Source organism: Flavobacterium collinsii, from assembly GCF_946903285.1.
Lineage (GTDB): Bacteria > Bacteroidota > Bacteroidia > Flavobacteriales > Flavobacteriaceae > Flavobacterium > Flavobacterium collinsii.
In genome coordinates, this window is sequence record NZ_OX336425.1 from 108,778 (window position 1) to 134,424 (window position 25,647).

Sequence of the window (25,647 nt, forward strand, 5' to 3'; positions counted from 1 at the left end):
AAAGAGAGTTAGGGTTATAGCTTTTAATTTCAAGCTAAAATTACTTTTTTTAGCAACATGCATTGCAAATCTTGCACCAAAAATCACTGTCTAAACCAAATAAAAGCAACAAAGACGCGCAATTCAAGATTAAAGCAGAGGTTAAAAAAAATAATTCCATATTGAAAATCAAATGATTACCTTTGCAATCCTATTAACTAATATCGAAACATTTTTCCACAATGTTCTTTATAAAGTTACCCAATGTTCTTTTTATTATTTTTTTTAATTCAATCCCCAAAACATGACTAATATGGAACCTATTGAAACTATGGAAATCAAAGACAATACTTTTGCAAGACAATTTGAAACCATAGTCCCTGAAGGATTACTTTCTGTGGAGTATTCTTTTCAGGAGAAGAAAATTTTCTTAACCAAAATCAACACCCCTGAAGGCTTTGACAATCAAGCTACAATTGATGCTTTACTTAAAAGCATCATGGAAATTGTTATTGAAAAGAAATTTAGAATAATGCCTATTTTCCCAAGAATTGTATTGTTTATTAAAAAAAATCCTGAATATAAAGAATTACTTCCTCCGGGAATCCGAATTTAAAAGTCACCAATTAATCGGAGCCACAACCCTCCTATCACCATATAGATAAAGAGCATAACCAAACCGGTTATCAAGCCTTTGACCCACCAGCTTTTCAGGTCGACATAACCACTTCCGAAGAAAACTGGTGCTGGTCCATGTCCGTAATGTGTTAAAGTTCCGTAGATAGAACCTACAAAACCCAACATAAAAGCCAAAAGCAAGCCGGGAATTCCAAGCGAAATTCCGACACCCAATAATGCTGCATACATTGCCGCCACGTGAGCCGTTGCACTTGCAAAAAGATAATGACTAAAAAAGTACACCAATACAATAATAGGAAAAGCCATTTGCCAGCTTAAACCACCAATTTCAGCTTTTACCAAATTACTAAACCAGCCAATAAACCCAAGTTCATTGAGCGAACTTGCCATCATAACCAAAACCGAAAACCATACGATGGTATCCCAGGCCCCCTTCTCGGCTTTTACATCATCCCAGGTTAACACCGAAGTCAGCAGTAAAATCACCAACCCGATAAAGGCTGTAGTTGTAGCATCAATAGAGAACAAATCGCCTGTCATCCAAAGAAATAAAAGAATAAAAAAGGTTAACAGCATCATCCACTCATTGCGGGTAATTGCTCCCATTTCTTTCAGTTTTTGAGCAGCGATTTGTGGAGCATCTCCGGTTTTTTTTAATTCCGGCGGGTAAATTTTATATAACACAAAAGGAATTACAAAAAAAGCAACCAGTCCAGGAACTATTGCCGCTGTTGCCCATGAAATCCAGCTAATTTTTATTCCCAGATTAAGTGCAAATTTCTGGCACATTGGATTACTTGCTGTTCCCGTTAAAAACATTGACGAAGCGATCAAATTTGCATTGTAACTGCTTAATGTAAGATATGATCCCAATTTTCGATGAGTTTCGGGCTGATCCGGCATCGAGCCAAAACTCATTGACATTGATTTCATGATAGGATAAATAATTCCACCCCCTCTTGCTGTATTACTGGGTACCGCAGGCGCCAGCACCAAATCAGCAAGACCCAGACCATAAGCCAATCCTAAAGAGCTTTTTCCGAATATCCTGATGAATAAAAAAGCAATTCTGTTTCCTAAACCTGTTTTTATAAATCCCCTTGCAATAAAAAACGAAATCCCAATTAGCCAAATTACCTTATCACCAAATCCTTTCAACGCCAGGGTAATAGATTTTCCTGCATCTCCGGGAGCCAGAACTTGCGTAAAAGCAGTTAATGCAATTGCAATCATACACATAGTTCCCATGGGAGCAGCTTTTAAGATGATTCCAAGAATTGTTGCCACAAAAATCGCAAACAAATGCCAAGCTTCATTAACGACACCAGCTGGTGCAGGAATAAACCAAATTGCAAGCCCAACTGCAAGTGTTATCAGGGTTTGAGGTATTTGCACTTCTTTCATAAAAAAGGGATTAAATTAAATTATATTATAAACGGAGTTGTAACTGAAGCAGGAACAGATCATCATTATAAAATGAGGTATCGGGAATATTTCTGTCGAAGCGATCAATTTCAAATCCTACTTCTATTCTTCCCGTATAAGCCTTACCAAATTCAAGACTTAACATTGGCGTATAAGTCTGACGAACATTTGAATTAATTTTATAATTGTTATCAAAAGACTCAAAACGACAGGACAACTCAAGAGAAGTTAGTTTTTTATAATCAACCAAATATCTCAAATTTGGCAAAAAATAAACTCCTCTCATTTGATAATCATCAACATTTGAAGTCCTGGAATCGGCAGGCAATGAAAAATACAGGTTATGATTGGTTCCCTGCTTGTATTCAATTTGCAGATCAAAAGTAAATCGGTCGGTAAGCTTAAAATCACTGGTAATATCAGCTCCCAAAGCAAAAACTTTTTGATCTGATCTTTTTCCAATTCCACCATTTAAACCCAAATTAATTTTATGCTCTTTAGACAAACTGAAAACCCACCTTGTTGCATACAATTTTCCATTATCGTTATCCATTTCCTGATTTTTTCCGTTACCATTTAAAACAGAAATAGCATAATTTACAGGGATTTTTCCAAGATCGAATGCCCCGCTTGCCGAAGCACCAATTTGAAAACTAGTCCAGCCATTTTTACCAAACTCATAATATTGATTGGAAAAATCAAATGATTTTATAATATCTACCGGAACCAGTTCCTCAATACCGAATGCCGGACGAAACTGACCTCCTGTTAAAGCCAGATATTTACTAAAAGTATATTTTCCATAAGCATTTTCAAGAACCTTCGATTTCGGATCCGATTTAAAGTCAGCTAAATTTACCAGAATCACAACCTCAGTAGCTTCACTTAATTTAGTATTAAGACCGACACGCATTCTTTTAATGTCAAACGAACTTTGTGTTACTTGACCTGTAGAATGATGAGCCCCTAAAACATCAACATTTTTACCGGAACTTTCCAAATAGCGCGCTTGAAAAATCCCCTTAAACTGAAATTGCGGATATTTAACCACACTTTCAGCATTAGCCGTCGGTTGGGTGGCGGCATTTTGTGCATTCAAAAAAAATGGCATTACAAAGAAAAAAACAATTTTTAGCAGTAGATATTTATTCATAAATGCTGTAAATCAAAAATTAATCAAATACTCACAATCTAACCTTGTCTTCTATTAGGACTGGAACTTCTATTGGATGCCGGTCGGGTCGCAGGACGTGTTACTGGTTGTGTTGGCCGTGTTACCGGTCTGGCTGTTGGATTCGTTGGCCGATTTACCGGTTGCGTTGGCCTCACAACTGGTCGTGTTGATGGGTTTGTTGGCGTTACCGGACGAGTTGTTGGCCTTGTTATCCCTGGCCTTGTTGACGGATTAGTCGGTCGGCTTTCCGGCCTGGTCATCCCAGGTCGGGTTGATGGATTAGTCGGACGTGTCCCTGGCCGTGTTGTAGAAGGTCTATTAGGCCTTGTATTAGTAACTGGAGCAGGTCTTCTATAGTCCCTTCCATTATAAGTTGTATTGTAGCGTCCACTAGCTCTGTAATTTCGAACTACTGCCGATGTATTTCTTCTTGATACATAATTATTATAATACCTTTGGTTTCTTACCCTGGCCGTTCTTCGATAATACGGATTTCTGTAATAATGCCCATGATATCCCCAATAATCGTGATAATAAACCGGGCGCCACGGACGCCAGTAAGGAGGATAATACCCCCAATACCAAGGAGATCGATACACTACATATACTGGAGAGAACAAGTACAATACTACCGGCCATATATTTACGTCTGCAGTTACATACCCGCTGGTAGTAGTCGTATTATAATTATTCGTTGTATTATTATTTACAATTACGTTAGCATCTCCCTTATACCCGGGATTTGGTGTCCCTCCCACGGTATCTGAAGGCTCTACTATATAATTTTTCCCATATAAATCCTGATCTCCAATAATCTGAACATGCACATTATTCTTTTTATCTTTATCTACTTCGATAACAGCTACATCCTGTTTTTCTTTACTATTTATAGCTACCTGAAGCACAATCACATGTGTATTCCCTTTCTTTTGGCTTTCAATTTCTATATAATCAATCTCGCCATCATTATTTAAATCTAAATTATTAACCTTACTGTCCTGTTCATTCAGTACTCTTTCAAATTCCTCTAAAGTTTTAGATTTCTGAAAAACATCCAAAACGGCATATAAATTAAGATTATCTCCTGGCAAACCTAAAGCGACTGGTTCGTTATCAGTTTGAGAAAATAGGGACAAACTAAATAAATAAGTCGTCAAAACTGCTAAAACTAAAAAACTCTTTTTCATGTTAAAAATAAGTTAATTTGGAAATACATTTACTAAGGTATGAAAAAACAGACAAACTCCAATACTCCCCCATAACTTTCTGTTAAACAAGTATAAAATACTAAAAAAGTTTTAAAAGCTACTTATCTTTTAAACACCTTGAGAGCACTAATGTAAGACTTATATTCTTAACTTTGTAACAATCGGTCTTTAACCGCCTCCCAATTCTTTGTATCATCTTACAAAAACTATCTTACGATTTGTCAAATAACTGAAACAAAAATTGCAATGAAAAAACATTTATTTCCTTTTCTTTTTTTCCTTTCTTTCAACTTTATACACAGTCAGATTGCTGTTTCCTCCACTTTGGAAGAGGCCATCCAGAAAGCTATTGAAAAAAGCGCTTCCTTAAAAGACAAAGATTTAGAAATTGAAAAATTAAATCTTCAGGAAAAAGGAGTCTGGAACAAATACATTCCAACAGTCGAAGCTAGTGCGCTTTACTCCTATTTTGATAATAAACTTACTGTCGATCTTCCTACCGCCACAATACCTATTGTAAACTATCCTTTGTTTGATGGAAAAACAGCTTTTAAAAACTACGGTAACATTTTTAACGGAAGTGTAATGGCAAAAACCGTTTTGTTTAGCGGAATGCAAATCCCGAACGGAGCTAAAGCAATTGAAGAAAAAACGAAGGGAACTGTATTTCTAAAAGAATCTGAAAAAGACCAAATTACAAAAGAGGTCATTAACACTTTCGATCAGTTAGAATTACTAAAAGAAATAGACAAACTAATCAAAGAAAGCGAAAACCGACTCGATACGGAAACCAAGCGTGTTACAAAGGCAATCGAACAGGGACTTGCCATTCCGTACGACAGAGATAAGATAAAATTAGCGGCACTCGAACTTGCCTCCAAAAAGATTGAACTGGATGGAAAACGAAAACTGATTTACAAAAAAATTCAATACTTAACTGGTTACTCAGTTGCCGATATAGACAATGTCCAATATTCTTTAACACCTTATTTAATCACTGATGAAAAGTTAAGCACGCAAAACAAACAGGAAATAAAAGCACTGGAATCTTTTAAGTCAGCTTATGAATATTTATTAAAGAAAGAAAAAGGAACTTATTTACCCACTCTGGGAGCTTTTGGAGGAGTTTCCTATTCGAGTTTGTTCAATGCAAATGCCACGACCCCCATTATTACCGGAATCAATCAGGCTTTGTATTTAGGACTCAATGAACTAACCATAAGTCAGAACTGGGTCGTTGGAGCTGCTATGAAATGGGAGGTTTTCTCAGGTTTTGAACGAAAACACAAAGTACACGAAGCCAAGATCAATATCGAACAGGTACAAAACCAAATTGACGATACTAAAGAAAAGCTTGAACTGCTTCTTGAAAAGAATTTGGTCGATTATACCGTTTTAACGCAAAAAATAGACATTACGCAACAACAGGAAAAAGTAGCCGGCAATAATTTAAATCTTGCCATTAAGCAGTACAAAGAAGGTCTTATCAATATATCGGAACGACTTGAAGCAGAGAACGACTCTTATAAAGCATCTGTAAACAAGACCACTACTTTAATAGAGCAAAGACTTGCCGCTATTGAAACCATAATTGCTACCGGCGATTTGTCCAAAAAACTATCCAAATAAAAGTTCTGTTTTATGAAAAAAGTAATCATTAGCATCACAATCATTTTCCTTTTTATAGCATGTCAAAAAGCAAAAAAAGGAGATTTAATTCAGGGAAAAATAGAAAAAGAACAAATTGCCGTTGTGAGTAAAATTCCGGGTAAGATCCTAAAAATATTTGTCAAGGAAGGGGATCAGGTTCAAAAAGGAGACACACTTGCCATACTGGATATTCCTGAAGTTGACGCAAAAAAAAGCCAGGCAGAGGGAGCCGTAGTATCTGCAAAAGCCCAGTACAAAATGGCCGTAAAGGGAGCTACAGAAAATCAGATAAAGCAATTGGAAGCTAAAAAGATGGGGTTAAAAGAACAATACGAATTTGCGCAGAAATCAATCAGACGACTAACCAATATGCTCAAGGACTCCCTCATATCACAACAAACTTACGACGAAACTTTTGCGAAGTATCAGGGAGCACAAGCACAATACAACGCTGTTGTTGCCGAGTTAGACGATGCTAAAAAAGGTGCACGAATCGAACAGCAAACAATGGCACTCGGACAACAGGACCGAGCACTTGGAGCGTTGCAGGAAGTCGAAACTGCCGACAAGGAACGTTATATCATTGCTCCGCAAAACATGAGTATTGAAACCATTACTTTAAACCTTGGCGAACTGGCATTGCCCGGTTATACCTTATTTAATGGCTATATCTCCAACAGCACTTATTTTCGCTTTACAATTCCCGAAAAGCAATTAGGCGATTTTAAAAAAGGACAAGAAATCACTGTTCATGTTCCCTATAAGAAAGAAAACATCAAAGGAACCATTTCAACTATAAAACAATTAGGGGCCTACGGAAATATCGCGACCGCCTATCCTGATTATGAAATGCAGGAAAGCTTGTTTGAAATAAAAATAACGCCTTCCAACATTGAGCAAACAAAAGATCTCATCACCAAAACAACCGTCACTTTATCTCTTTAACTATGCAAAATTTCTCTTCATTGCTTAAACGGGAATTTCAGTTATTCTGGAAAAACAAGGTCCTTAGAATACTTTTCATTGGTGCTCCAATCCTGTATGGCGTTTTATTAGGTTATGTTTACGGAAAAGGCAAAGTTACTGATTTACCCATTATTGTGATTGATCAGGACCGTTCTGAATTAAGTTCAAAAGCAATTCAGATGTTTGAAGACAACGAAGTGCTATCTATTGCTACTATTTTGTACGATCAAAACAATCTTTCTAAAATTGCCATTCAAAAAGAAGCTACTTGTGTGGTTATTATTCCGAAAGATTTCGAAAAAACGACACTCACCAAAAAATATCCTGAAATTACAACGATAGTAAACACCTCAAATGTTTTAACCGCTAATTACGCCTCAACAGCGATACAAATTTGTTTGGGAACTCTAAAAGCAGGTGTTCAGATTGAGACCTTAAGAAAACAAGGTGTACCGGAAAACTTACTTGCTTCCCAATACGAACCCTTCAAAACTACTTTTATTAAAAAATACAACCGAAGCACGAACTATATGTATTTTCTTTGGCCGGGAGTTTTAGCAACCGTGCTTCAGCAGGTTTTACTTTTAGGCCTGGCATTATCATTTGCTTCAGAATTTGAAAATGGAACATTTAAAGACCTTGTAAAAAAATGCCCATCAATCTTAAAAATGCTAGCTGTAAAAATTATTCCGTACCTAATAATGAGTTTCGGAATCTGGATTATCTACTGGCTTTTTACTTTATGGTTCCGATTACCATTTTATGAAAACTTAGCCCCATTGACTTTCATTGCCGGAATATTTGTACTCTCTGTTTCTTTTATCGGAATTCTAGTGAGCATCATAGTTCCCAATCAATTAAAAGCGACCGAGATTCTAATGGTAATTGCCACTCCAAGCTTTATTCTCAGTGGTTTCACCTGGCCTTTAAGTCAGATGCCTCAGGCAGTACAGGCCATTGCCAATGTTATTCCACTCACCCACTTTTTGAAAGCATTCAGGATACTAATTATAGAAAATGGCTCTTACTCGCAAACGACAACAGCCGTCTGGAATATGATTCTTATTGGGTCTATCTGTTCTGTTCTTGCCTATATCGCCTTGTACTTTAAAAAGAGAACCGTTCTTAAAGAAATTTAATTACTTAATCAATAACCATAAAAAAAGCACAAGAATTGAATTTCTTGTGCTTTTTAAGGTATCGTCTAGATTCTTTTCAGAGATGTAACTATACTTCTCACGAATTACAACCCATCAATATAGTTCATTAAAATATCTTATTTTTCTATTTCACGCATAGAATCCATTTTCTTGTGTGCCAGGAAGCCTGCAACATCTTCGAAATGTTCTTTCACGCGTTTGTTTCCAAATTCAAAAACTTTAGTCGCCAATCCGTCAAGGAAATCACGGTCGTGAGAAACCAAAATTAAAGTTCCGTCGAAATCTCTTAAGGCATCTTTAATAATATCTTTGGTTTTCATGTCCAAGTGATTCGAAGGCTCATCCAGAATCAATAAATTAACAGGTTCCAACAATAATTTAATCATTGCCAATCGTGTTTTTTCTCCACCCGAAAGTACTTTTACTTTTTTGGTAATATCATCACCCTGAAACATAAATGCCCCCAGAATGTTTTTGATCTGAGTACGAATATCTCCCACAGCGATAGCATCAATTGTTTCGAAAATAGTAGCATTTTCATCCAACAAAGAAGCCTGGTTCTGCGCAAAATATCCAATTTGAGAATTATGACCAATATCTACGCTTCCTTCATCAATTCCGATTTCTTTCATGATCGCTTTGATCATGGTAGATTTTCCTTCACCGTTTTTACCAACAAATGCTACTTTTTGTCCTCTTTCGATCACAATGTTTGCATCTTTGAAAACCACATGATCTCCGTAGGATTTTGACAAATCTTTAACCACAACCGGATATTGTCCGGAACGTGCTGCTGGTGGGAATTTTAATTTCAATGCCGAATTATCAACTTCATCAACCTGCACAATAACTAATTTCTCCAACATCTTAACGCGAGACTGAACCGCATCTGTTTTAGAGAAAGTTCCTTTAAAACGATCAATAAACGCTCTATTGTCTGCGATCATTTTTTGCTGCTCATCGTATGCTTTTTGCTGATGAATACGACGGTCTTTTCTTAATTCTAAGTAATGAGAATATTTTGCTTTGTAGTCGTAAATCCTTCCCATTGTTACCTCAATAGTACGATTGGTAATATTATCTACGAATGCTCTATCGTGCGAAATTACTACAACTGCTTTTGCAGAAGTCAATAAAAATTCCTCCAGCCACTGAATACTTTCAATATCCATGTGGTTCGTTGGCTCATCCAGTAAAATCAAATCCGGTTTTTGAAGAAGAATTTTAGCCAATTCGATACGCATTCTCCATCCTCCCGAAAATTCAGAAGTCTGACGAGTAAAATCTTCACGCTCAAAACCTAAACCTATTAAAATTTTCTCTACTTCGGCTTCGTAATTTACTTCTTCAATAGCATAATATTTCTCACTTAAATCTGAAACTCTTTCGATCAACTTCATGTAAGCATCACTTTCATAATCCGTGCGAACCGTTAATTGTTCATTAATCTCATCGATCTCAGCTTTCATTTTAAAGATCTCACCAAAAGCTTTAGAAGCCTCTTCCATTACAGTTGAACCATCTTTAGTCAATAAATGCTGCGGCAAATAAGCCACTACAGCATCTTTTGGAGTTGAGATACTTCCGGTAGAAGGTTTACTTTGACCGGCAATTATTTTTAAAAGTGTCGATTTTCCCGCACCATTTTTACCCATAAGGGCAATTTTATCATTTTCATTGATAGCAAAAGAAACATCGCTAAATAATGTAGTTCCGCCAAACTGAACTGAAATATCGTTAACTGTAATCATTATCTTCTGTGAATTTGTTTAATCGGTTAATCGTTTTTTTGACCACCCATTTTTTTCGTGGTGCAAAGATAGATTAATTAGAGTATTAGACAATATTATTTAGACGACTGTCGCTTCAGATTTAAAAATCACCTAAATATTCTTACACTTTATCAAATTTTAGTATTATCTTGGATAACAATTTAAAAATCAACAAAATATGAAACCAAAATTAAACTTGATGACTTGTCTAATTGCAGGATTATTATTTGGATTTTCTGCTTACGCACAAAAAACTGTGATTAAAAAAGAAGTTTTACCGGCAAACGCACAAACTTTCTTAAAAACTCACTTTGGCTCTAAAAAGCCCAGTTACATACTTCAGGACAAAGAATTACTCTCAACGGAATACAAAGTTCAATTTGACAATAAAATTGAAATCGAATTTGATAAAAAAGGAAACTGGAAAGAAGTTGATGGTAAAAACTCTAAAATCCCTGCTTCTATTATCCCAAAAAAAATCACTTCGTATGTAAAAACAAATTTCCCTAAAGAGAAAATAACCAAAATAGAAATAGGTTCTTCCGGATACGAAGTAAAACTAACCAACGGTTTAGAATTAAAATTTAACCTGAAAGGAGATTTTACTAAGATAAACAAATAACAAACGATTTAAAAACAACAAACCCTACAGAATATTTTAATTCTGTAGGGTTTACTTAATTATCTAATTGACCAATTATTTAATTTAATCTTTTCTCCATTTTTTAGTTTCCTCAAAAATATGCTCTAAGATTCCCGATTCTGTCTCATCAAACTCGATGTTACGTCGTCCCATTACTAATTTTGCGGTTTCAAAAGCTTTTTTGGTTACATAAGTTGTAAAGCCAGCTGCTCCACCCCATGAAAAGCTTGGAACAAAATTACGTGGAAAACCACTTCCAAAAATATTAGCACTCACTCCTACTACTGTTCCGGTGTTGAACATCGTATTGATTCCACATTTACTATGATCTCCCATCATTAAACCACAAAACTGAAGCCCTGTTTTAGCAAATCCTTCTGTTTCATAGCTCCATAATTTCACTTCTTCGTAATTATTTTTCAGGTTCGAATTATTACTGTCTGCTCCAATATTACACCATTCTCCCAAAACAGAATCTCCCAAGAAACCATCATGTCCTTTGTTTGAATTAGCAAAAAGCACCGAGTTCTTAACTTCTCCTCCAATTCTTGATCCCGGACCTACTGTTGTCGCTCCATAAACTTTGGCATTTAGTTTCACCTGTGCATTTTCACATAAAGCAAAAGGACCTCGAATTACGGTTCCTTCCATAATTTCAGCATTCTTCCCTATATATATAGGACCATTTGAAGCGTTTAGCGTCACAAACTCTAATTTTGCTCCTTCTTCAAGAAATATGTTTTCGGGCGCAATAACATTTACACTTTTCGGGATTGGCTGCGATTTTCTGTCTTCAGTCAAATACTGGAAATCTTCACGAATCGCCGCATCATTTTTAGAAAAAATATCCCAGGTATGTTCTACTGTCAAACAATCCTCATTGTACTGAATGATTTCGTACGAATCGAAATCAACTTCTTCCTGATTTTCATTGGTAAAAAAAGCAATTACATCATCACCTTTAAAAATAGCCTGATTTGTAGCCAGATTAGAAACCAATTCAGCAAGCGCATCATTTGGCAAATACGCTGCATTGATCATTACATTTTCTTCCAATTCTACCATTGGGAATTTTTCTGACAAGTAATCTTCGGTAATGGTAGTAATTGTCGAACCCAGACGTGCTTCCCATTTCTGGCGAATCGTCATAATTCCAATTAATATATCGGCAACAGGTCTTGTAAAAGTAAAAGGTAATAAAGCATTCCGGACGGGACCGTCAAAAAGAATGTAATTCATAAATAATTAAATTTGATACTTGTTAAAATCTTGATTTGGTTATCGGGTTCAAAGTTACAATTATTTTATTTGTGTCATTTGTACTGCAGCAGATATAGCACATTTTTTTTAACCGCTAAGTGCGCTGAGGTTTTACGCAAAGTTCGCAAAGCTTTGTAAATAGAGACCTTGATGACTTTACGTAAAATCTTGTACTTGTTTCGCTTAAATAAAAAAAGCCTCCCGAATGGAAGGCTTTTGTATGATATAGAAACAGCTATTATTTTTTAGCGTGTTTTGCATATTTAGTTTTGAATTTATCAATACGTCCTGCAGTATCGATAAGTTTAGATTTACCAGTATAAAATGGGTGAGATGTTCTAGAAATCTCCATTTTTACAACTGGATACTCAACTCCGTCAACTTCAATTGTTTCTTTTGTATCTGCAGTAGATTTAGTGATAAAAACTTCGTCATTTGACATGTCTTTAAATGCAACTAATCTGTAATTTTCTGGGTGAATTCCTTTTTTCATCTTTTTATTTTATTTATTGTTTAGAGCAATTTTATTTTGAAGCTTTTCCATGGTTAGAAAAAGGTGTAAACAACGCTACTCTTTTTTGTTTAAAACTTTTAATTATTTTTAAGTGTGCAAATTTACAACTTTTTTCGAATTAACAAATCTTTTAATCAATAATTTTAACGGCCTTGTGATTTGTATTAATTTTTTTAATATATATCTAGTGTGTATTGGGAATTACTATATTTGTGGATTAATTTTAAAACATATAAAAATATGATTAATGAAGTTATAAAAAAGAATGGAATTACTTACGGTGTAATGATTGGAATTGCATCTGCATTATTTACTGCTACAATATATGCAATCGATTTAAATCTGTTCACTGCCTGGTGGATGGGCATTATCGGCATCGTAATCAGTCTGACAATCAGTATTATTTTACTTTCTAAAACCAAGAAAGAATTAAAAGGAGTTTTTTCGTTCAAGGAGGCTTTTACAACTTACTTTTTGGCAGCTGTAATTGGCGTTTTAATTTCTACCTTATTTAACATTGTTTTATTTAACGTTATTGATCCGGGTGCAAAAGACACTCTAAATGAAATCATGATCAAATACACGGCAAACATGATGCAGAAATTTGGAGCTCCTGCTTCGTCTATCAATGAAGCCATTAGCAAAATGAAAGAAAGCAGCCCTTACTCGACTTTCGAATTATTAAAAGGATCTGTTTTTGCAATCGTTATCAGTGCCATTTTTGGATTAATTTTCGCAGCATTTTTTAAAAGCAAAACTACACAAGAATAAAAAAAATAAATGAATTTATCTATACTTATACCGCTTCTAAATGAGGAGGAATCACTACAAGAACTCTATTCGTGGATTATTAAAGTGATGCAATCTAACAATTACTCTTATGAAATCATTTTTGTAGATGATGGAAGTACAGATGATTCTTGGAATATTATTGAAGGTTTTTCTAACGAAAATCCGAATGTAAAAGGAATTCGTTTCATGAAAAACTTTGGGAAATCGCAGGCTTTACATGCGGGTTTCGCCAAAGCACAGGGTGATGTTATCATTACCATGGATGCTGATTTGCAAGATAGCCCGGACGAAATTCCAGGCTTATATGAAATGATTACAGCTCAAAAATTTGATTTAGTTTCAGGCTGGAAGAAAAAACGTTATGACTCGGTTGTAGCAAAGAATCTTCCTTCGAAATTATTTAACTGGGCTGCCAGAAAGACTTCAGGCGTTGAGCTGAACGATTTCAACTGCGGATTAAAAGCTTACAAAAATGCCGTTGTTAAAAACATAGAAGTTTCTGGTGAAATGCACCGTTACATTCCGGTTTTGGCAAAAAACGCTGGTTTTAATAAAATCGGTGAAAAAGTGGTTATTCACCAGGCCCGTAAATACGGGGAAACTAAATTTGGAATGGAACGTTTTATAAACGGCTTTCTTGATTTAATTACAATCTGGTTCTTATCACGATTCGGAAAAAGACCAATGCACTTATTTGGCGCCATTGGATCTTTGATGTTTATAATTGGTTTTTTACTGGCAGGTTACATTGGAATTTCAAAATTATACCATATGTATAATGGAATGAAATACAGTCTGATCACCAGCAATCCTTGGTTTTTTATCGCTTTAACCACTATGATTCTGGGAACACAATTGTTTCTGGCCGGTTTTCTGGGCGAAATTATCCTGAGAACCAAAAGCAACGAAGCACGTTATAAAGTAGCCCGAGAGGTTAATTTCTAACACAAAACTGTTATTAGGAATCTGGTTCTTCTTGCGGCTTCCAACCGTAAAAAAAACAGGCAAATTCCAAACAACGCATAAAACAAACTTATAAAAATAAATAGTTCCCGAACTCTATTATTATTTAAATATAAAAAGACACGAATGATGAATATAGCACCTAATATTCTAAATGTAGTAAACGAATGGTTAACACCAACCTTTGACAGCGAAACACAAGCTGCTGTTAAAGAATTAATGACAACTTCACCAAAGGAACTTGAGGAAAGTTTTTACAAAAACCTTGAATTTGGAACTGGCGGAATGCGCGGTGTGATGGGGGTTGGAAGCAACCGAATTAACAAATACACACTTGGAAAAAATACTCAGGGTTTATCTGATTATTTGCATGTCGCTTTCCCTAATCAGCCTTTAAAAGTCGTTATCGCTTATGATTGCCGTCATAACAGTAATACTTTAGCCAAAATTGTTGCTGATGTTTTCTCTGCAAATGGAATCCATGTTTATCTGTTCTCCGATTTACGACCAACTCCAGAATTATCGTTTGCACTTAAATATTTAGGCTGCCAATGCGGGATTGTACTAACAGCTTCTCACAATCCACCGGAATATAACGGTTATAAAGTGTACTGGGAAGATGGCGGACAAATTGTACCTCCACAGGATGCTGCAATTATCAACACTATCGAAAGCTTAGGTTACGATAAAATTAAATTCAAAGCCAACGAAAGTCTGATCGAGTATATCGACTCCGAAATCGACAAAGCTTTTATAAAATCGTCTATTGAAAATGCCAGTTTTAATACACCGGCAAAAGCAAAAGACGACTTGCATATTGTTTTTACATCTTTGCACGGAACATCGATTAAATCTGTTCCTGAAACTTTATCACAGGCGGGTTACAAAAATGTACACATCGTACCGGAACAAGCCATTCCTGATGGAAATTTCCCAACCGTAAAATCTCCAAATCCTGAAGAACCTGAAGCTTTGACAATGGCCTTAGCTTTGGCCGATAAAACACATTCGGATATTGTAGTCGGAACAGATCCTGATTGCGATCGTCTTGGTGTTGCCGTTAGAAACAACGAAGGCAAAATGATTTTATTGAACGGAAATCAAACGATGGTTTTAATGACTGCTTTCTTATTGAAACAATGGAAAAAAGCAGGCAAAATCAATGGAAAACAATTCATTGGTTCGACAATTGTCTCAACTCCAATGATGATGGAACTGGCCACAAACTATGGTGTGGAGTGCAAAATAGGATTGACCGGTTTTAAATGGATTGCCAAAATGATTAAAGATTTCCCGGAACTTCAGTTTATCGGAGGTGGCGAGGAAAGCTTTGGTTTCATGGTTGGCGATGCTGTCAGAGATAAAGATGCCGTTGCTGCAACCTTATTAATTATCGAAATTGCCGCTCAGGCAAAAGCAGCCGGAAGTAGTGTTTACAAAGAGCTTTTACAGCTTTATGTTGAAAATGGCTTCTACAAAGAACACCTGGTTTCTATAACTAAAAAAGGAATGGAAGGTCTGGAAGAAATCAACCAGATGATGATCAGTCTGCGCGAAAATCCGTTAAAAGAAATCAGCGGTCAGCGTGTTATTATGATGGAAGACTACCAATCGTCAATTGCCTTAAATTTATTGAACGGTGAAGAATCTGTTATGGATGTTCCAAAATCAAACGTATTGATTTATTATACTGAAGACGGGTCTAAAATTTGTGCAAGACCAAGCGGAACAGAGCCAAAAATTAAATTCTATATCAGTGTAAATGCAGAATTAGAATCAGTTCAGGAGTTTGATGAAGCAGAAAGCTATTTAGACGGAAAAATACAAAATATCATTGCAGGAATGCAATTGAAATAAAAAAATGAGTGACAAACCTGACACAAATAACAAACCTGAACTATTAGATTCAATAATTGGACTAATAGATCAGAGTCGTCATTTTGTTGCTAAAACAGTTAATCAGGAATTAACACTTCTGTATTGGAAAATTGGAAAAACGATCAATGAAGAGATTCTAAAAAAGGATCGCGCTGATTATGGAAAGAAAATCATTCAAGGTTTAAGTTTAGAATTATCCAAACGATACGGTACAGGATTCAGTAAAAGAAACATACATAGTTTCATAAAACTAAACTCTGTTTTTCAAGACTATACAATTGTGCAGACAGTGTCTGCACAATTGAGCTGGTCACATTTATACTCAATATTAAGTACAGAAAGCGATATAAAACGTGAATTCTACATCCAAATGAGCATTCACGAAAGATGGAGCGTGCGAACCTTACAAGAACGCATTGACAGTATGCTTTTTGAAAGAACTGCTATCAGCAAAAAGCCGGAAGAAACAATCGTTAATGATTTAACTTCACTAAAAAACGAAAAACAAATTAGCCCGGATTTAACTTTCCGCGATCCCTATTTCTTAGATTTTTTAGGACTACATGATACTTATTCTGAAAAAGATTTAGAAAGTTCGATCTTAGCTCAATTACAAAAATTCATTACTGAAATGGGGAGCGAATTTGCTTTTCTCGCCCGCCAAAAAAGAATAACAATTGATGATGAAGATTTTTACATCGATTTACTTTTTTACCATCGTGGTCTACGCCGTTTGGTTGCCATTGACTTAAAACTAGGAAAATTTAAAGCGGGTTACAAAGGCCAAATGGAGCTTTATTTACGTTGGCTAGAGAAAAATGAACAAAAAGAAGGCGAAAACAAACCAATTGGATTAATTTTGTGCAGTGAAAAATCTCCCGAGCAAATTAATTATTTAATGCTGGATAATGACGAACAAATTAAAGTTTCAGCTTATTTAACCCAATTACCAGAAAAAAAATTATTGCTAGAAAAACTCGAAAGAGCCATTGCTATAGCAGAAAATAACATCCATAAATAAATGAGTAATTTTAAAAAAATAGTTCCTTTTATATATCCGTATAAAAAATACGCATTCCTAAATATCTTTTTTAATATTTTGTATGCGCTTTTTAGCACACTTTCTTTCATGGCATTAATTCCTATGCTTCAGGTTTTGTTTGACAAAACAAAGAAGAATTATGTGATGCCAACTTATGACGGAATTACCCATGCAAAAGAATTTGCCGAAAACTATCTAAGCTATTACATTACAAAAAATACAGACCCTAATAATCCCGGCTTTATACTTTCTGTAATGGTCGCTCTTATCATTTCAATCTTCTTATTGAAAAATTTAGCCGATTATCTCGCTATGTTTTTTATTAATTTTTTGCGAAATGGCGTATTAAGAGACATGCGAAATGCGTTGTATAAAAAAACACTGGAATTACCATTGGCATTTTATTCTGAAAAAAGAAAAGGGGATGTTATTTCCCGAATTTCTGCTGATGTAAATGAAGTCCAAACTTCGTTTTTAGCCATCTTAGAACTTATCGTAAAAGAGCCATTAACTATTGTTTTTACGATATGTGCTATGTTAATCATCAGTGCCAAACTTACCTTATTTGTCTTTATTTTTATCCCTGTTTCGGGTTACATCATTTCCTTAATCGGAAAACAATTAAAAAAACAGTCCGGAAAAGCGCAACAAGAACAAGGAAGTTTTTTATCCACTATTGAAGAAACAATTGGAGGATTAAAAGTCGTAAAAGGATACAATGCCGAGAATTACTTCAATACTATTTTTCAAAATTCAACAGAACGCTTTTTCAAACTATCCAACAGTATCGGGAATCGTCAGAACTTAGCATCACCTGCCAGCGAGTTTATGGGAATCACTGTAATTGCAATTTTACTTTGGTACGGAGGACAAATGGTTTTAATTGAAAAAACACTTGACGGCCCTTCTTTTATTGCTTATATGGGATTAGCCTACAATATTCTAACCCCTGCAAAAGCAATCTCTAAAGCTTCCTACGGAGTAAAAAGAGGTAATGCTGCTGCTGAACGCGTTCTTGAAATTTTAGAGCAGGAAAACACGATTACATCAAAAGATAAGGCGTTCGAAAAAACATCGTTCGACAATAACATCAGCATTAAGAACATCAACTTCAAATATGAAGATGAAACCGTTTTAAAAGACTTCTCTCTTGACATCAAAAAAGGGCAAACCGTTGCACTTGTCGGACAATCCGGAAGTGGAAAAAGTACGATTGCTAATTTGCTGACACGTTTCTACGACGTAAACGATGGGACAATTTCAATTGACGGTATCAACATCAAGGATATCAATTTGCAGTCTCTTCGCAGTTTGATGGGACTGGTAACTCAGGACAGTATTTTATTCAATGATACCATCAAAGCTAATATTGCCTTAGGAAAACTCGACGCGACAGACGATGAAATTATCGAAGCACTTAAAATCGCTAATGCTTTTGAATTTGTAAAAGAACTTCCTTTAGGCATTTACACCAACATTGGCGACAGCGGAAACAAACTTTCAGGAGGACAAAAACAACGATTATCAATTGCCAGAGCGGTGTTAAAAAACCCTCCAATTATGATTTTGGATGAAGCAACATCAGCATTAGACACCGAAAGTGAAAAATTTGTTCAGGTGGCTTTAGAAAACATGATGCAAAACAGAACTTCGATTGTAATTGCCCACCGTCTTTCGACCATTCAGAAAGCAGATGTAATCGTAGTTATGCAAAAAGGAAAAATTGTCGAACAAGGAACACATGAAGAACTGATTGCGCATAACGGAACATACAACAAACTAGTGACCATGCAGTCTTTCGAATCATAAAAAAAAAAAAACAAAGGCTTAGCCACAGATTACCCGGATTACCAAAGATTATTTTTCTATCAACGAATTAAAATCTTATATTTATCTGTGTAATCTGTGGCTTTTTTATTTAGTACCCCTTAAATCTGAAAACATGTATCTCAACAATCCGAATATAAAACTTCCAGATGATCCGGATACAATTGTCTGGAAATACTTAGACTTGTCTAAATTCCTTGATTTATTATTGTCTAAAAAATTATTCATGTCACGCTCTGACAAGTTTGAGGACCAGTACGAAGGCACGTTTAGCGAACCAACATTCGAAGAGATTAAAAAACTAGCCATAGACAATCCTGCTTTTTTAAACTACTACAAAACCCATCGCGAACAGGTAGCCATAAGCAGCTGGCATATCAACGAATATGAATCCTTTGCTATGTGGCAGATTTTCACCAAAAATAATGAGGGTCTTGCTATTCAGTCTACCATAAGAAGATTACAGAATGCTGTAAAACCGGAAAACAATTACGATCAATATATTGGCGAGGTAAATTATATCGACTACAAAAAAGAGTACATTCCGTTTGAAGATTTATTCTTTCCCTTTTTATTTAAGCGTAAAAGCTTTCAATATGAGCGCGAAGTTCGAATTCTTACCGATACCTCAAAAAGTGACATTAAACTAAACGATGGCTTAAAAATCAATGTTGACCTAAAGCAATTGATCGAAAAGATTTACATTCATCCAAAATCCGAAAACTGGTACAAAAAACTGGTAATCGATTTAACGGAACGCCTGGGATTTGATCTTGATATCGAGAAATCTGATCTGGAAAGTGATATTTTGATATAGTTTTTTTTAAAGGTGCTGAGGCTCTAAGGTACTAAGGTGCTGAGTTTTTTTACCACAGATTGCACAGATTAAAAGGATTTTAGCCATCATCTTAAAAGTAAAATCCCTTTAAAAATTAATTGACTTAATTTTTAAAGGGATTTTACTTGATCTTAAAACCTTAGCATCTTAGAACCTCAGCACCTTAGAACCTCTAAATAGGCTTATAACTTTTAACTTCCCATTTTTTTGAAGCTAAATCAATATAATTGTAATGTAAAACATCGTTTTTATCAAACTGCCCATTTTGATTGGTATCTTCAATCGTTCTGAAATACAAACGATTTCTTGATTCGATTAAACTCCAATCTACCAATTCCTGAAAGTCTTCTGAAATTTTAGTAAAACGCTCACCACTGATGTTACTTAAATACAAGGTTTTAATATCGCTGGTATCAATTTTACCGTCTTTATTGGTATCGGAGTCTGCTAAAGTATAAACCATAATCTGGTTCTGCGTTTTATCCGCAACCGATTTTAAATAAGTAGCCGTCAAAATCAGGGCTGGTTTATCCGTCAAAGGACGTATAGAATCTGAATCGACTTTCTGGAATTTCAGGTTTTGCAGATAACCGGTTATTTCAAATTCACCTAAATTTGAAATTGTAAAACTTACATCATTCACACTCGAAGATCCGTAACGTGCTTTTGTTCCTTTTTCAAAAACGCGCAGATCTCCAACCGGATGAATTAAATAATTTGTCCCCTCCATTTGAATAGGCAAATCGGCTATTTCGATCTGTGTTGAATCGGTTTTTGTAACAACATTGGTTTTATTGGCCGTATCGTAAATTACTTTCGGTTTCTTTACTTCATCTTTACAACTCACTAGTGTTCCGATGATTGCCAAGGCTATATAGGTTAAGGACTTTTTCATGTATGCTAATTCTATTAGGATATCAAATATAGTATTTTTGATTGTATTATCTAGTTTTATTGAATTTTACTAGCATAAAGATACTAAGCAATACAATGCCAAGATAACCTACAAATATACCCCATTGCTGTTTTAGGAAAGAAAGTTGAAAAACATCAAGTTCTTTTCTTTTAACTTCTTCCACTATTCTAATTGTATTTTCTCTTGAATACTTAGGTGTCCCACAAAAAAACCGACGATCCTTTTTAGGCTTTGGTTTAGCACTCGCTAATACATAAATATCATCTTTATACGGAGCCCAGGTTGGAACCTCCTCTACTTTCAAAATATCAATAACATTTACAAAAGTATTATAATCTGTTTTTGACCCAAAATGAATTTTTGCTCCATTCACGGTATCATATTTCTTAACTAAATCCCGAACAAAATACCTTAGTTCCTGCAATTTTAGTTCTTGCGTTTTGTCACCATTAAAAATAAAATCTCTGTATTTTCTTAAGTCTTTAACCTTGTACTTTTCAAATTCTTCTTTATCCGGAACTAAAGAAATATCCAACACCCCAAAAACCTTAAAAGCACCAACTTTATAAAAATGATAAAAACAAAACAAAGGAATTAAGATTAAAGAAATCATTCCCGGGACGTAAAAAATCTTCTTTCGTTTTTCACGTTTTACAATCATAGTCTCGCATTCAGCTTCACATTAAAAACCCTTGAAGTCATATAATTTGGAATGGCATACTGATTTTTAGAATATACATCGCGAACCCAGGTATTGGTAATCGCATTCTGATTATTGAAAAGATTAAAAATCTCAACTCCTACAGACAATTCTTTAAAGTTTTTCAACCATTTTGCTTTCGCAACTTTAGTACTGCCATCTACAAAAACTTTAGCAAAACCAACATCAGCTCTGCGATAATCATTCAGTCTGCTTTGATACAGGTACGGATCTGAATAGGCCGGAGCTCCTCCCGGCAAACCGGTATTATACACCAGGTTCAGGTATAATTTCACACTTGGTATGCTTGGCATATAATCCTGAAACAGCATCGCAAATTTCAAACGCTGATCTGTAGGCCTCGCGATGTAACCTTTGTTTTCATAATTTTCTTCGGTTTTTAAATACCCAAAGCTAATCCACGATTCCGTTCCGGGTACAAACTCGCCGTTTAGCCTGAAGTCAACCCCTTGAGCGTATGCTTTTGCATTATTATTGGCAACATATCGAATTCTAACATTATCGATTGAATACACATTTACGTCCGAAAGCGATTTGTAATAAAGTTCCGTAACCCATTTGAAAGGACGATTCCATATTTTAAAATTATAATCATTCCCTAAAACAATATGAACTGATTCCTGTGCTTTCACGTTAGGATTCACAACGCCATTCAAATCCCTAACTTCCCTGTAAAAAGGAGGCTGATGATAGAGCCCTCCCGAAAGTCGGAAAACCATATCCATATCCCAATCCGGTTTTAAAGCGAACTGGGCACGCGGACTGAAAACTGTTTGATTTTTACCCTCTACAGCAGCTCCGGAAACATTCCAGCTCTGAAAACGAGCTCCCAGATGGTACCAAACCTGACTGGATCCAATCTCAGCTTTTTTATTCCACTGTGCGTATCCCGAAAACCTGTTTATAGTATTAAAATTTGTTGCCCGCACATCCTGATAAGGCAATAACGGACCAGTATAAGGGGTGTACGGTTGATTATTTTTAGGCAAAAAAGCAATTGGCGGATTAATCGAAAACCCTGCCGAATCGATCATCTCCCACTCTGTAATTCTATCGCGAATGGATTCCCGGGTATATTTCAAACCAAATTCTAACTGGCTGTCATTTTTCCATTCTTTAAACCCTTTGATCTCTGCATTTGCAATTAAAGCATCCAGATCATTTCGGGCATGACTCAATTGCGAACCTATTCCACGCGTAAAATCGACATTTGCAACATCTTCATTTTCTATAGTTCCCAGACGATACTGAGCCAGTATATCAAAATGCTCTTGCTCTACGGTATGAAAAAGAGAACCTATGAATTTTAAAGTCAGACTCGGAGAAACTTTGTAAGTCGTTTTCAGAGCACCAAAATACGTATTGTAGCGATCGCGCTCTTTACCTTCATAATACACCGCCAGTGCCATAGGCTGATCGATCGTTCCAAATTTTGTTTCGCGGGTCAAAGGCTGATACAAATATTTGTTTTGAGAAATATTCCCTAAAAAACTAACCTGCCATTTTGCAGAAATATCATAATTAACATTCGTTTGAATATCCGCAAAAGTTGGTGTATAATTAGTTTGTGTATCCTGACTGTTAACCAGTAAACTGTTATTTCGGTAACGAGCACCGGTTACAGCAGACCATTTTTTATTTTTGGAAACCGCGTCAACGGACACACTTCCACCCAGCAAACTGGCTTCCAAAGAGACTCCAAACTGAGTTGGTTTTCTGTAGGTAATATCTAAAACAGAGGACAATTTATCGCCAAACTTTGCCTGAAATCCTCCAGCCGAAAAGTCGACATTCTGAACGAGATCAGTATTCGTAAAACTCAGCCCTTCTTGTTGTCCCGAGCGAATTAAAAACGGACGGTAGACTTCGACCTCATTGACATACACCAGATTTTCATCGTAATTCCCACCACGAACGGCATACTGCGTACTCAGTTCATTATTAGAATTTACACCAGGCAGTGTTTTTAAAATATTTTCGATTCCGGCATTGGCTCCAGGAATTTTTTTGATGGTGGCGACATCTACATTGGTGATTCCCTGAACTCTTTTTTTATTTTTAGAAGAAACAAAAACTTCTCCCATTTGCTCTTCCGAACTACTCATTAGAGGATTAAAAACAAAAATCTCGTTTGATGTCAGATGTACCGTCAGGCTCATCATCTTCAAAGAGACGTGCGTAAAAATCAAAGAAATCTTTTTACCTGATGGCACTATGATGTCATAAAAACCATTAGAATCAGACTGCGAAACATTCCCGGAAGAGCTAATATTTACACCCGCAACAGGCTGTTTCTGACTATCCAGAATTATACCTTTAACATGAGCCTTCTGAGCAAATGAAATACTGGTCATGCATAAAAAAAGAAAAACGACTATTAACTTATTTTGATTCAAATGCTTTGGTTTTATTTTTGTTGGCTCCTAAAAAAATGAGTTTCAAAGATAGCAGAATTTCCTACATTATCAATCACTTCTATTTTTAAATCATTTGCTCCTTCTGCCACAAGGCTGTCATCAAAAGTATGGGTGATTTTTCTCGTTTTACTTTCATATTCAAACAAAATCCAATTTCCGTTTAAATAACCATTATACGATTTGATTCCTGAAGAAGCATCGTTGATTGTAAACTCTATTTTTTTCGTTCCGGTAATCCATTTATCCTGAATTGGCTTTGCGATTTTAATGGTTGGCGCAATGGTATCCAGGACCAAACCATACTGTCCTAAAATTTTTGACTTGGCCGTAAAAACATCTCCTTTTCTTACCGTTCCATTATAACTGGCGTTATTTCCGCCAAATCTTCCAATAAAAAGCTTGTCCTTTAAAGCTTCCGGAAATGAACTGTCTTTAATTGTAATGGTAAAATTGGAATGCACCGGAACAGTATCGTCATGAATATAAATGCGATTATTTCTAACATCAAAGTTTAAATTGAAATCGTCATAAAAAGTTCCTGCCGGAAAAAATACAGACATATTATCTTTCTCAAAATTCGAATCTTTATTGACTTTAATAAAGTATTTTGAAGTTATCGGCTCTTCTTTTACAATTGATGTTGCAGTGTCGTACTCAATTGGAACAATAACAGAACTTAAATTTCCGAAATAATCAGAAACCTCAATTCTGTAAGTCGAAGCTAAATTTGGTTCAGCCGAAACAATCCCACGCAATGAATCGGTTTTAATAATACTCAAACCATAGGGTGTTTTCATGAAAAGTTTCTGAACACGCTGACCTGATTTTTTATATTTACCATAATCAATGAAAGCATTTATATAACGCATTTCGTCAAAGGAATAGGTATTAAACTGATAATTGTAATTTAGATTACCGTTCACAAAAGTAGAAACATTAAAAACTCCGTTTTTATTGAACGAAACATCGTCATAATCTACAGCAGAAATCCCAAAACCAATTTTGCCATTGGCTTTTACTTTACTCGCCAGATAGGTTCCGTCTTTTTGCAAAGCAACATTTAACAACAAAGGTTGTCTGGACTGATTTACAGTCGTATTCTCTAATGGAAAAACATAAACACTCGAAATACTCGGTTTTTTTGTGTCTTTTATATTTTTATCGAAACCAAAAAATATCGGATTAATAACAAACTCTGTTTTGGTATCGCGAATTTCAAAGTGCAAATGTGGCCCTTCTGATGAACCTGTATTCCCTGAAAGTCCGATCAACTGACCTTTTGTTACCGGTAATTCATTGGGTTTCGGAAACATTTCGATCTCATAAGCCTTTTCTTTATAGTGCGTTTTCATTACATAATCCAGAATTGGTCCAACTGGTGTTTGCAAATGTCCGTACACCGAAGTATAGCCATTTGGATGCGTTATGTAAACGCATTTACCGTTTCCGAAAGTAGAAATTTTAATTCTGGATACATATCCATCGGCTATTGCATGCACATTTAATCCTTCTCTTTGATTTGTTTTTAAGTCAAAACCCGCGTGAAAGTGATTCGGTCGCAACTCCCCGAAATTACCGGAAAGTTGCATCGGAATTTCAAGTGGCGGACTAAAATAATCTTTCGGATATTGCGTCTGAGCGAAAATAAACGGGCAAAAAAACAGACTAAGTAGTGAAAATCTCATAAGTAACATTTTTGCTAAGATAAAAAATTAAGAAGCGAAAACCGAGTATAAAGCCACAAAAATACAATCGATTGAATTTCATCTATTTGTTTATTTTTAATGTAAAAAAATCGATAAAAAATTGCATTAATAAAAAGGAATACTAACTTTGTAGGATTAAGTAATGAATAGGATTTAT

The 25,647-nt window shown here is 35.5% G+C and carries 21 protein-coding genes; 11 read left to right on the plus strand and 10 right to left on the minus strand.

The features are described 5' to 3' along the window. Nucleotides 1-283: 283 nt before the first annotated feature. On the plus strand, nucleotides 284-595 hold the full coding sequence (locus OGZ34_RS00540) for a GNAT family N-acetyltransferase (protein ID WP_246253185.1): 312 nt from the start codon (nucleotides 284-286) through the stop codon (nucleotides 593-595). On the opposite strand, the gene OGZ34_RS00545 is transcribed toward OGZ34_RS00540, so the two are convergent. The 3 genes from OGZ34_RS00545 to OGZ34_RS00555 are packed head-to-tail and all read right to left on the minus strand — an operon-like array spanning nucleotide 592 to nucleotide 4,404. Next, nucleotides 592-2,022: an anion permease gene (locus OGZ34_RS00545; RefSeq protein ID WP_263361845.1), complete on the minus strand. Its 1,431-nt coding sequence runs from the start codon at nucleotides 2,020-2,022 to the stop codon at nucleotides 592-594. The two genes, OGZ34_RS00540 and OGZ34_RS00545, sit on opposite strands and share 4 nt — an antisense overlap. Before the next feature lie 25 nt (nucleotides 2,023-2,047). After that, on the minus strand, nucleotides 2,048-3,196 hold the full coding sequence (locus tag OGZ34_RS00550) for an OprO/OprP family phosphate-selective porin (protein WP_263361846.1): 1,149 nt from the start codon (nucleotides 3,194-3,196) through the stop codon (nucleotides 2,048-2,050). A gap of 38 nt (nucleotides 3,197-3,234) precedes the next feature. Beyond that, nucleotides 3,235-4,404, minus strand: coding sequence for a hypothetical protein (locus OGZ34_RS00555; protein WP_263361847.1), 1,170 nt, complete (start codon nucleotides 4,402-4,404; stop codon nucleotides 3,235-3,237). A gap of 267 nt (nucleotides 4,405-4,671) precedes the next feature. Between OGZ34_RS00555 and OGZ34_RS00560 the strand changes: the two genes are divergently transcribed. The 3 genes from OGZ34_RS00560 to OGZ34_RS00570 are packed head-to-tail and all read left to right on the plus strand — an operon-like array spanning nucleotide 4,672 to nucleotide 8,180. Continuing rightward, nucleotides 4,672-6,054 carry a TolC family protein gene (locus tag OGZ34_RS00560; RefSeq protein WP_263361848.1) on the plus strand — a complete coding sequence of 461 codons (1,383 nt, stop codon included), beginning with the start codon at nucleotides 4,672-4,674 and terminating at the stop codon, nucleotides 6,052-6,054. Nucleotides 6,055-6,066: 12 nt separating this feature from the next. After that, nucleotides 6,067-7,020 carry an HlyD family secretion protein gene (locus OGZ34_RS00565; RefSeq protein ID WP_173965275.1) on the plus strand — a complete coding sequence of 318 codons (954 nt, stop codon included), beginning with the start codon at nucleotides 6,067-6,069 and terminating at the stop codon, nucleotides 7,018-7,020. Between the two features lie 2 nt (nucleotides 7,021-7,022). After that, nucleotides 7,023-8,180: an ABC transporter permease gene (locus OGZ34_RS00570; protein ID WP_263361849.1), complete on the plus strand. Its 1,158-nt coding sequence runs from the start codon at nucleotides 7,023-7,025 to the stop codon at nucleotides 8,178-8,180. Nucleotides 8,181-8,317: 137 nt separating this feature from the next. Here OGZ34_RS00570 and OGZ34_RS00575 read toward each other — a convergent pair whose 3' ends face one another. Beyond that, nucleotides 8,318-9,952, minus strand: coding sequence for an ABC-F family ATP-binding cassette domain-containing protein (locus OGZ34_RS00575; RefSeq protein WP_173965273.1), 1,635 nt, complete (start codon nucleotides 9,950-9,952; stop codon nucleotides 8,318-8,320). Between the two features lie 199 nt (nucleotides 9,953-10,151). On the opposite strand from OGZ34_RS00575, the gene OGZ34_RS00580 reads away from it, so the two are divergent. Beyond that, entirely contained in the window at nucleotides 10,152-10,595 is a 444-nt protein-coding gene (locus tag OGZ34_RS00580) for a PepSY-like domain-containing protein (protein ID WP_173965272.1), read from the plus strand. 84 nt (nucleotides 10,596-10,679) lie between these two features. Here OGZ34_RS00580 and OGZ34_RS00585 read toward each other — a convergent pair whose 3' ends face one another. Further along, nucleotides 10,680-11,855 (minus strand): GlmU family protein, encoded by a 1,176-nt coding sequence (locus tag OGZ34_RS00585; protein ID WP_173965271.1) that lies wholly within the window; start codon nucleotides 11,853-11,855, stop codon nucleotides 10,680-10,682. A gap of 259 nt (nucleotides 11,856-12,114) precedes the next feature. Further along, on the minus strand, nucleotides 12,115-12,369 hold the full coding sequence (locus OGZ34_RS00590) for a type B 50S ribosomal protein L31 (protein ID WP_008464817.1): 255 nt from the start codon (nucleotides 12,367-12,369) through the stop codon (nucleotides 12,115-12,117). 261 nt (nucleotides 12,370-12,630) lie between these two features. Between OGZ34_RS00590 and OGZ34_RS00595 the strand changes: the two genes are divergently transcribed. From OGZ34_RS00595 to OGZ34_RS00620, 6 genes are all read left to right on the plus strand, one after another. Then, complete coding sequence (locus OGZ34_RS00595) at nucleotides 12,631-13,161, plus strand: DUF4199 domain-containing protein (protein ID WP_173965264.1); 531 nt, start codon at nucleotides 12,631-12,633, stop codon at nucleotides 13,159-13,161. A gap of 9 nt (nucleotides 13,162-13,170) precedes the next feature. After that, a complete protein-coding gene (locus tag OGZ34_RS00600; protein ID WP_173965263.1) occupies nucleotides 13,171-14,127 on the plus strand; it encodes a glycosyltransferase family 2 protein in 957 nt (318 codons plus the stop codon). 147 nt (nucleotides 14,128-14,274) lie between these two features. After that, nucleotides 14,275-16,002, plus strand: a complete 1,728-nt coding sequence (locus tag OGZ34_RS00605) for a phospho-sugar mutase (RefSeq protein WP_263363121.1) — start codon at nucleotides 14,275-14,277, stop codon at nucleotides 16,000-16,002. A 4-nt stretch (nucleotides 16,003-16,006) separates the two neighbouring features. Next, the gene (locus tag OGZ34_RS00610) at nucleotides 16,007-17,044 is read left to right on the plus strand and encodes a PDDEXK nuclease domain-containing protein (protein ID WP_263361850.1); all 1,038 of its coding nucleotides are present in this window, start codon (nucleotides 16,007-16,009) and stop codon (nucleotides 17,042-17,044) included. After that, complete coding sequence (locus OGZ34_RS00615; protein ID WP_173965261.1) at nucleotides 17,045-18,874, plus strand: ABC transporter ATP-binding protein; 1,830 nt, start codon at nucleotides 17,045-17,047, stop codon at nucleotides 18,872-18,874. It begins immediately after the preceding gene. Nucleotides 18,875-19,007: 133 nt separating this feature from the next. After that, nucleotides 19,008-19,709, plus strand: coding sequence for a DUF2971 domain-containing protein (locus OGZ34_RS00620; protein WP_173965260.1), 702 nt, complete (start codon nucleotides 19,008-19,010; stop codon nucleotides 19,707-19,709). Nucleotides 19,710-19,902: 193 nt separating this feature from the next. Here OGZ34_RS00620 and OGZ34_RS00625 read toward each other — a convergent pair whose 3' ends face one another. From OGZ34_RS00625 to OGZ34_RS00640, 4 genes are read right to left on the minus strand one after another with little or no spacing between them, the layout of a single operon-like run. Further along, nucleotides 19,903-20,625, minus strand: a complete 723-nt coding sequence (locus tag OGZ34_RS00625; RefSeq protein ID WP_263361851.1) for a hypothetical protein — start codon at nucleotides 20,623-20,625, stop codon at nucleotides 19,903-19,905. Between the two features lie 46 nt (nucleotides 20,626-20,671). Beyond that, nucleotides 20,672-21,259: a hypothetical protein gene (locus tag OGZ34_RS00630; RefSeq protein WP_263361852.1), complete on the minus strand. Its 588-nt coding sequence runs from the start codon at nucleotides 21,257-21,259 to the stop codon at nucleotides 20,672-20,674. Between the two features lie 44 nt (nucleotides 21,260-21,303). After that, nucleotides 21,304-23,721 (minus strand): TonB-dependent receptor, encoded by a 2,418-nt coding sequence (locus OGZ34_RS00635; RefSeq protein WP_263363122.1) that lies wholly within the window; start codon nucleotides 23,719-23,721, stop codon nucleotides 21,304-21,306. Nucleotides 23,722-23,774: 53 nt separating this feature from the next. Then, complete coding sequence (locus OGZ34_RS00640) at nucleotides 23,775-25,469, minus strand: M23 family metallopeptidase (RefSeq protein ID WP_173965256.1); 1,695 nt, start codon at nucleotides 25,467-25,469, stop codon at nucleotides 23,775-23,777. Between the last annotated feature and the right edge of the window lie 178 nt (nucleotides 25,470-25,647).

Bases quoted from the DNA above. Each gene is read 5' to 3' on its own strand.
- OGZ34_RS00560 (WP_263361848.1), top strand. From the start codon at position 4,672: ATGAAAAAACATTTATTTCCTTTTCTTTTTTTCCTTTCTTTCAACTTT.
- OGZ34_RS00630 (WP_263361852.1), bottom strand. From the start codon at position 21,259: ATGATTTCTTTAATCTTAATTCCTTTGTTTTGTTTTTATCATTTTTAT.
- OGZ34_RS00540 (WP_246253185.1), top strand. From the start codon at position 284: ATGACTAATATGGAACCTATTGAAACTATGGAAATCAAAGACAATACT.
- OGZ34_RS00545 (WP_263361845.1), bottom strand. From the start codon at position 2,022: ATGAAAGAAGTGCAAATACCTCAAACCCTGATAACACTTGCAGTTGGG.
- OGZ34_RS00570 (WP_263361849.1), top strand. From the start codon at position 7,023: ATGCAAAATTTCTCTTCATTGCTTAAACGGGAATTTCAGTTATTCTGG.
- OGZ34_RS00565 (WP_173965275.1), top strand. From the start codon at position 6,067: ATGAAAAAAGTAATCATTAGCATCACAATCATTTTCCTTTTTATAGCA.
- OGZ34_RS00640 (WP_173965256.1), bottom strand. From the start codon at position 25,469: ATGAGATTTTCACTACTTAGTCTGTTTTTTTGCCCGTTTATTTTCGCT.
- OGZ34_RS00590 (WP_008464817.1), bottom strand. From the start codon at position 12,369: ATGAAAAAAGGAATTCACCCAGAAAATTACAGATTAGTTGCATTTAAA.
- OGZ34_RS00580 (WP_173965272.1), top strand. From the start codon at position 10,152: ATGAAACCAAAATTAAACTTGATGACTTGTCTAATTGCAGGATTATTA.
- OGZ34_RS00620 (WP_173965260.1), top strand. From the start codon at position 19,008: ATGTATCTCAACAATCCGAATATAAAACTTCCAGATGATCCGGATACA.
- OGZ34_RS00550 (WP_263361846.1), bottom strand. From the start codon at position 3,196: ATGAATAAATATCTACTGCTAAAAATTGTTTTTTTCTTTGTAATGCCA.
- OGZ34_RS00585 (WP_173965271.1), bottom strand. From the start codon at position 11,855: ATGAATTACATTCTTTTTGACGGTCCCGTCCGGAATGCTTTATTACCT.
- OGZ34_RS00555 (WP_263361847.1), bottom strand. From the start codon at position 4,404: ATGAAAAAGAGTTTTTTAGTTTTAGCAGTTTTGACGACTTATTTATTT.
- OGZ34_RS00575 (WP_173965273.1), bottom strand. From the start codon at position 9,952: ATGATTACAGTTAACGATATTTCAGTTCAGTTTGGCGGAACTACATTA.
- OGZ34_RS00595 (WP_173965264.1), top strand. From the start codon at position 12,631: ATGATTAATGAAGTTATAAAAAAGAATGGAATTACTTACGGTGTAATG.
- OGZ34_RS00610 (WP_263361850.1), top strand. From the start codon at position 16,007: ATGAGTGACAAACCTGACACAAATAACAAACCTGAACTATTAGATTCA.
- OGZ34_RS00635 (WP_263363122.1), bottom strand. From the start codon at position 23,721: ATGACCAGTATTTCATTTGCTCAGAAGGCTCATGTTAAAGGTATAATT.
- OGZ34_RS00600 (WP_173965263.1), top strand. From the start codon at position 13,171: ATGAATTTATCTATACTTATACCGCTTCTAAATGAGGAGGAATCACTA.
- OGZ34_RS00625 (WP_263361851.1), bottom strand. From the start codon at position 20,625: ATGAAAAAGTCCTTAACCTATATAGCCTTGGCAATCATCGGAACACTA.
- OGZ34_RS00615 (WP_173965261.1), top strand. From the start codon at position 17,045: ATGAGTAATTTTAAAAAAATAGTTCCTTTTATATATCCGTATAAAAAA.
- OGZ34_RS00605 (WP_263363121.1), top strand. From the start codon at position 14,275: ATGAATATAGCACCTAATATTCTAAATGTAGTAAACGAATGGTTAACA.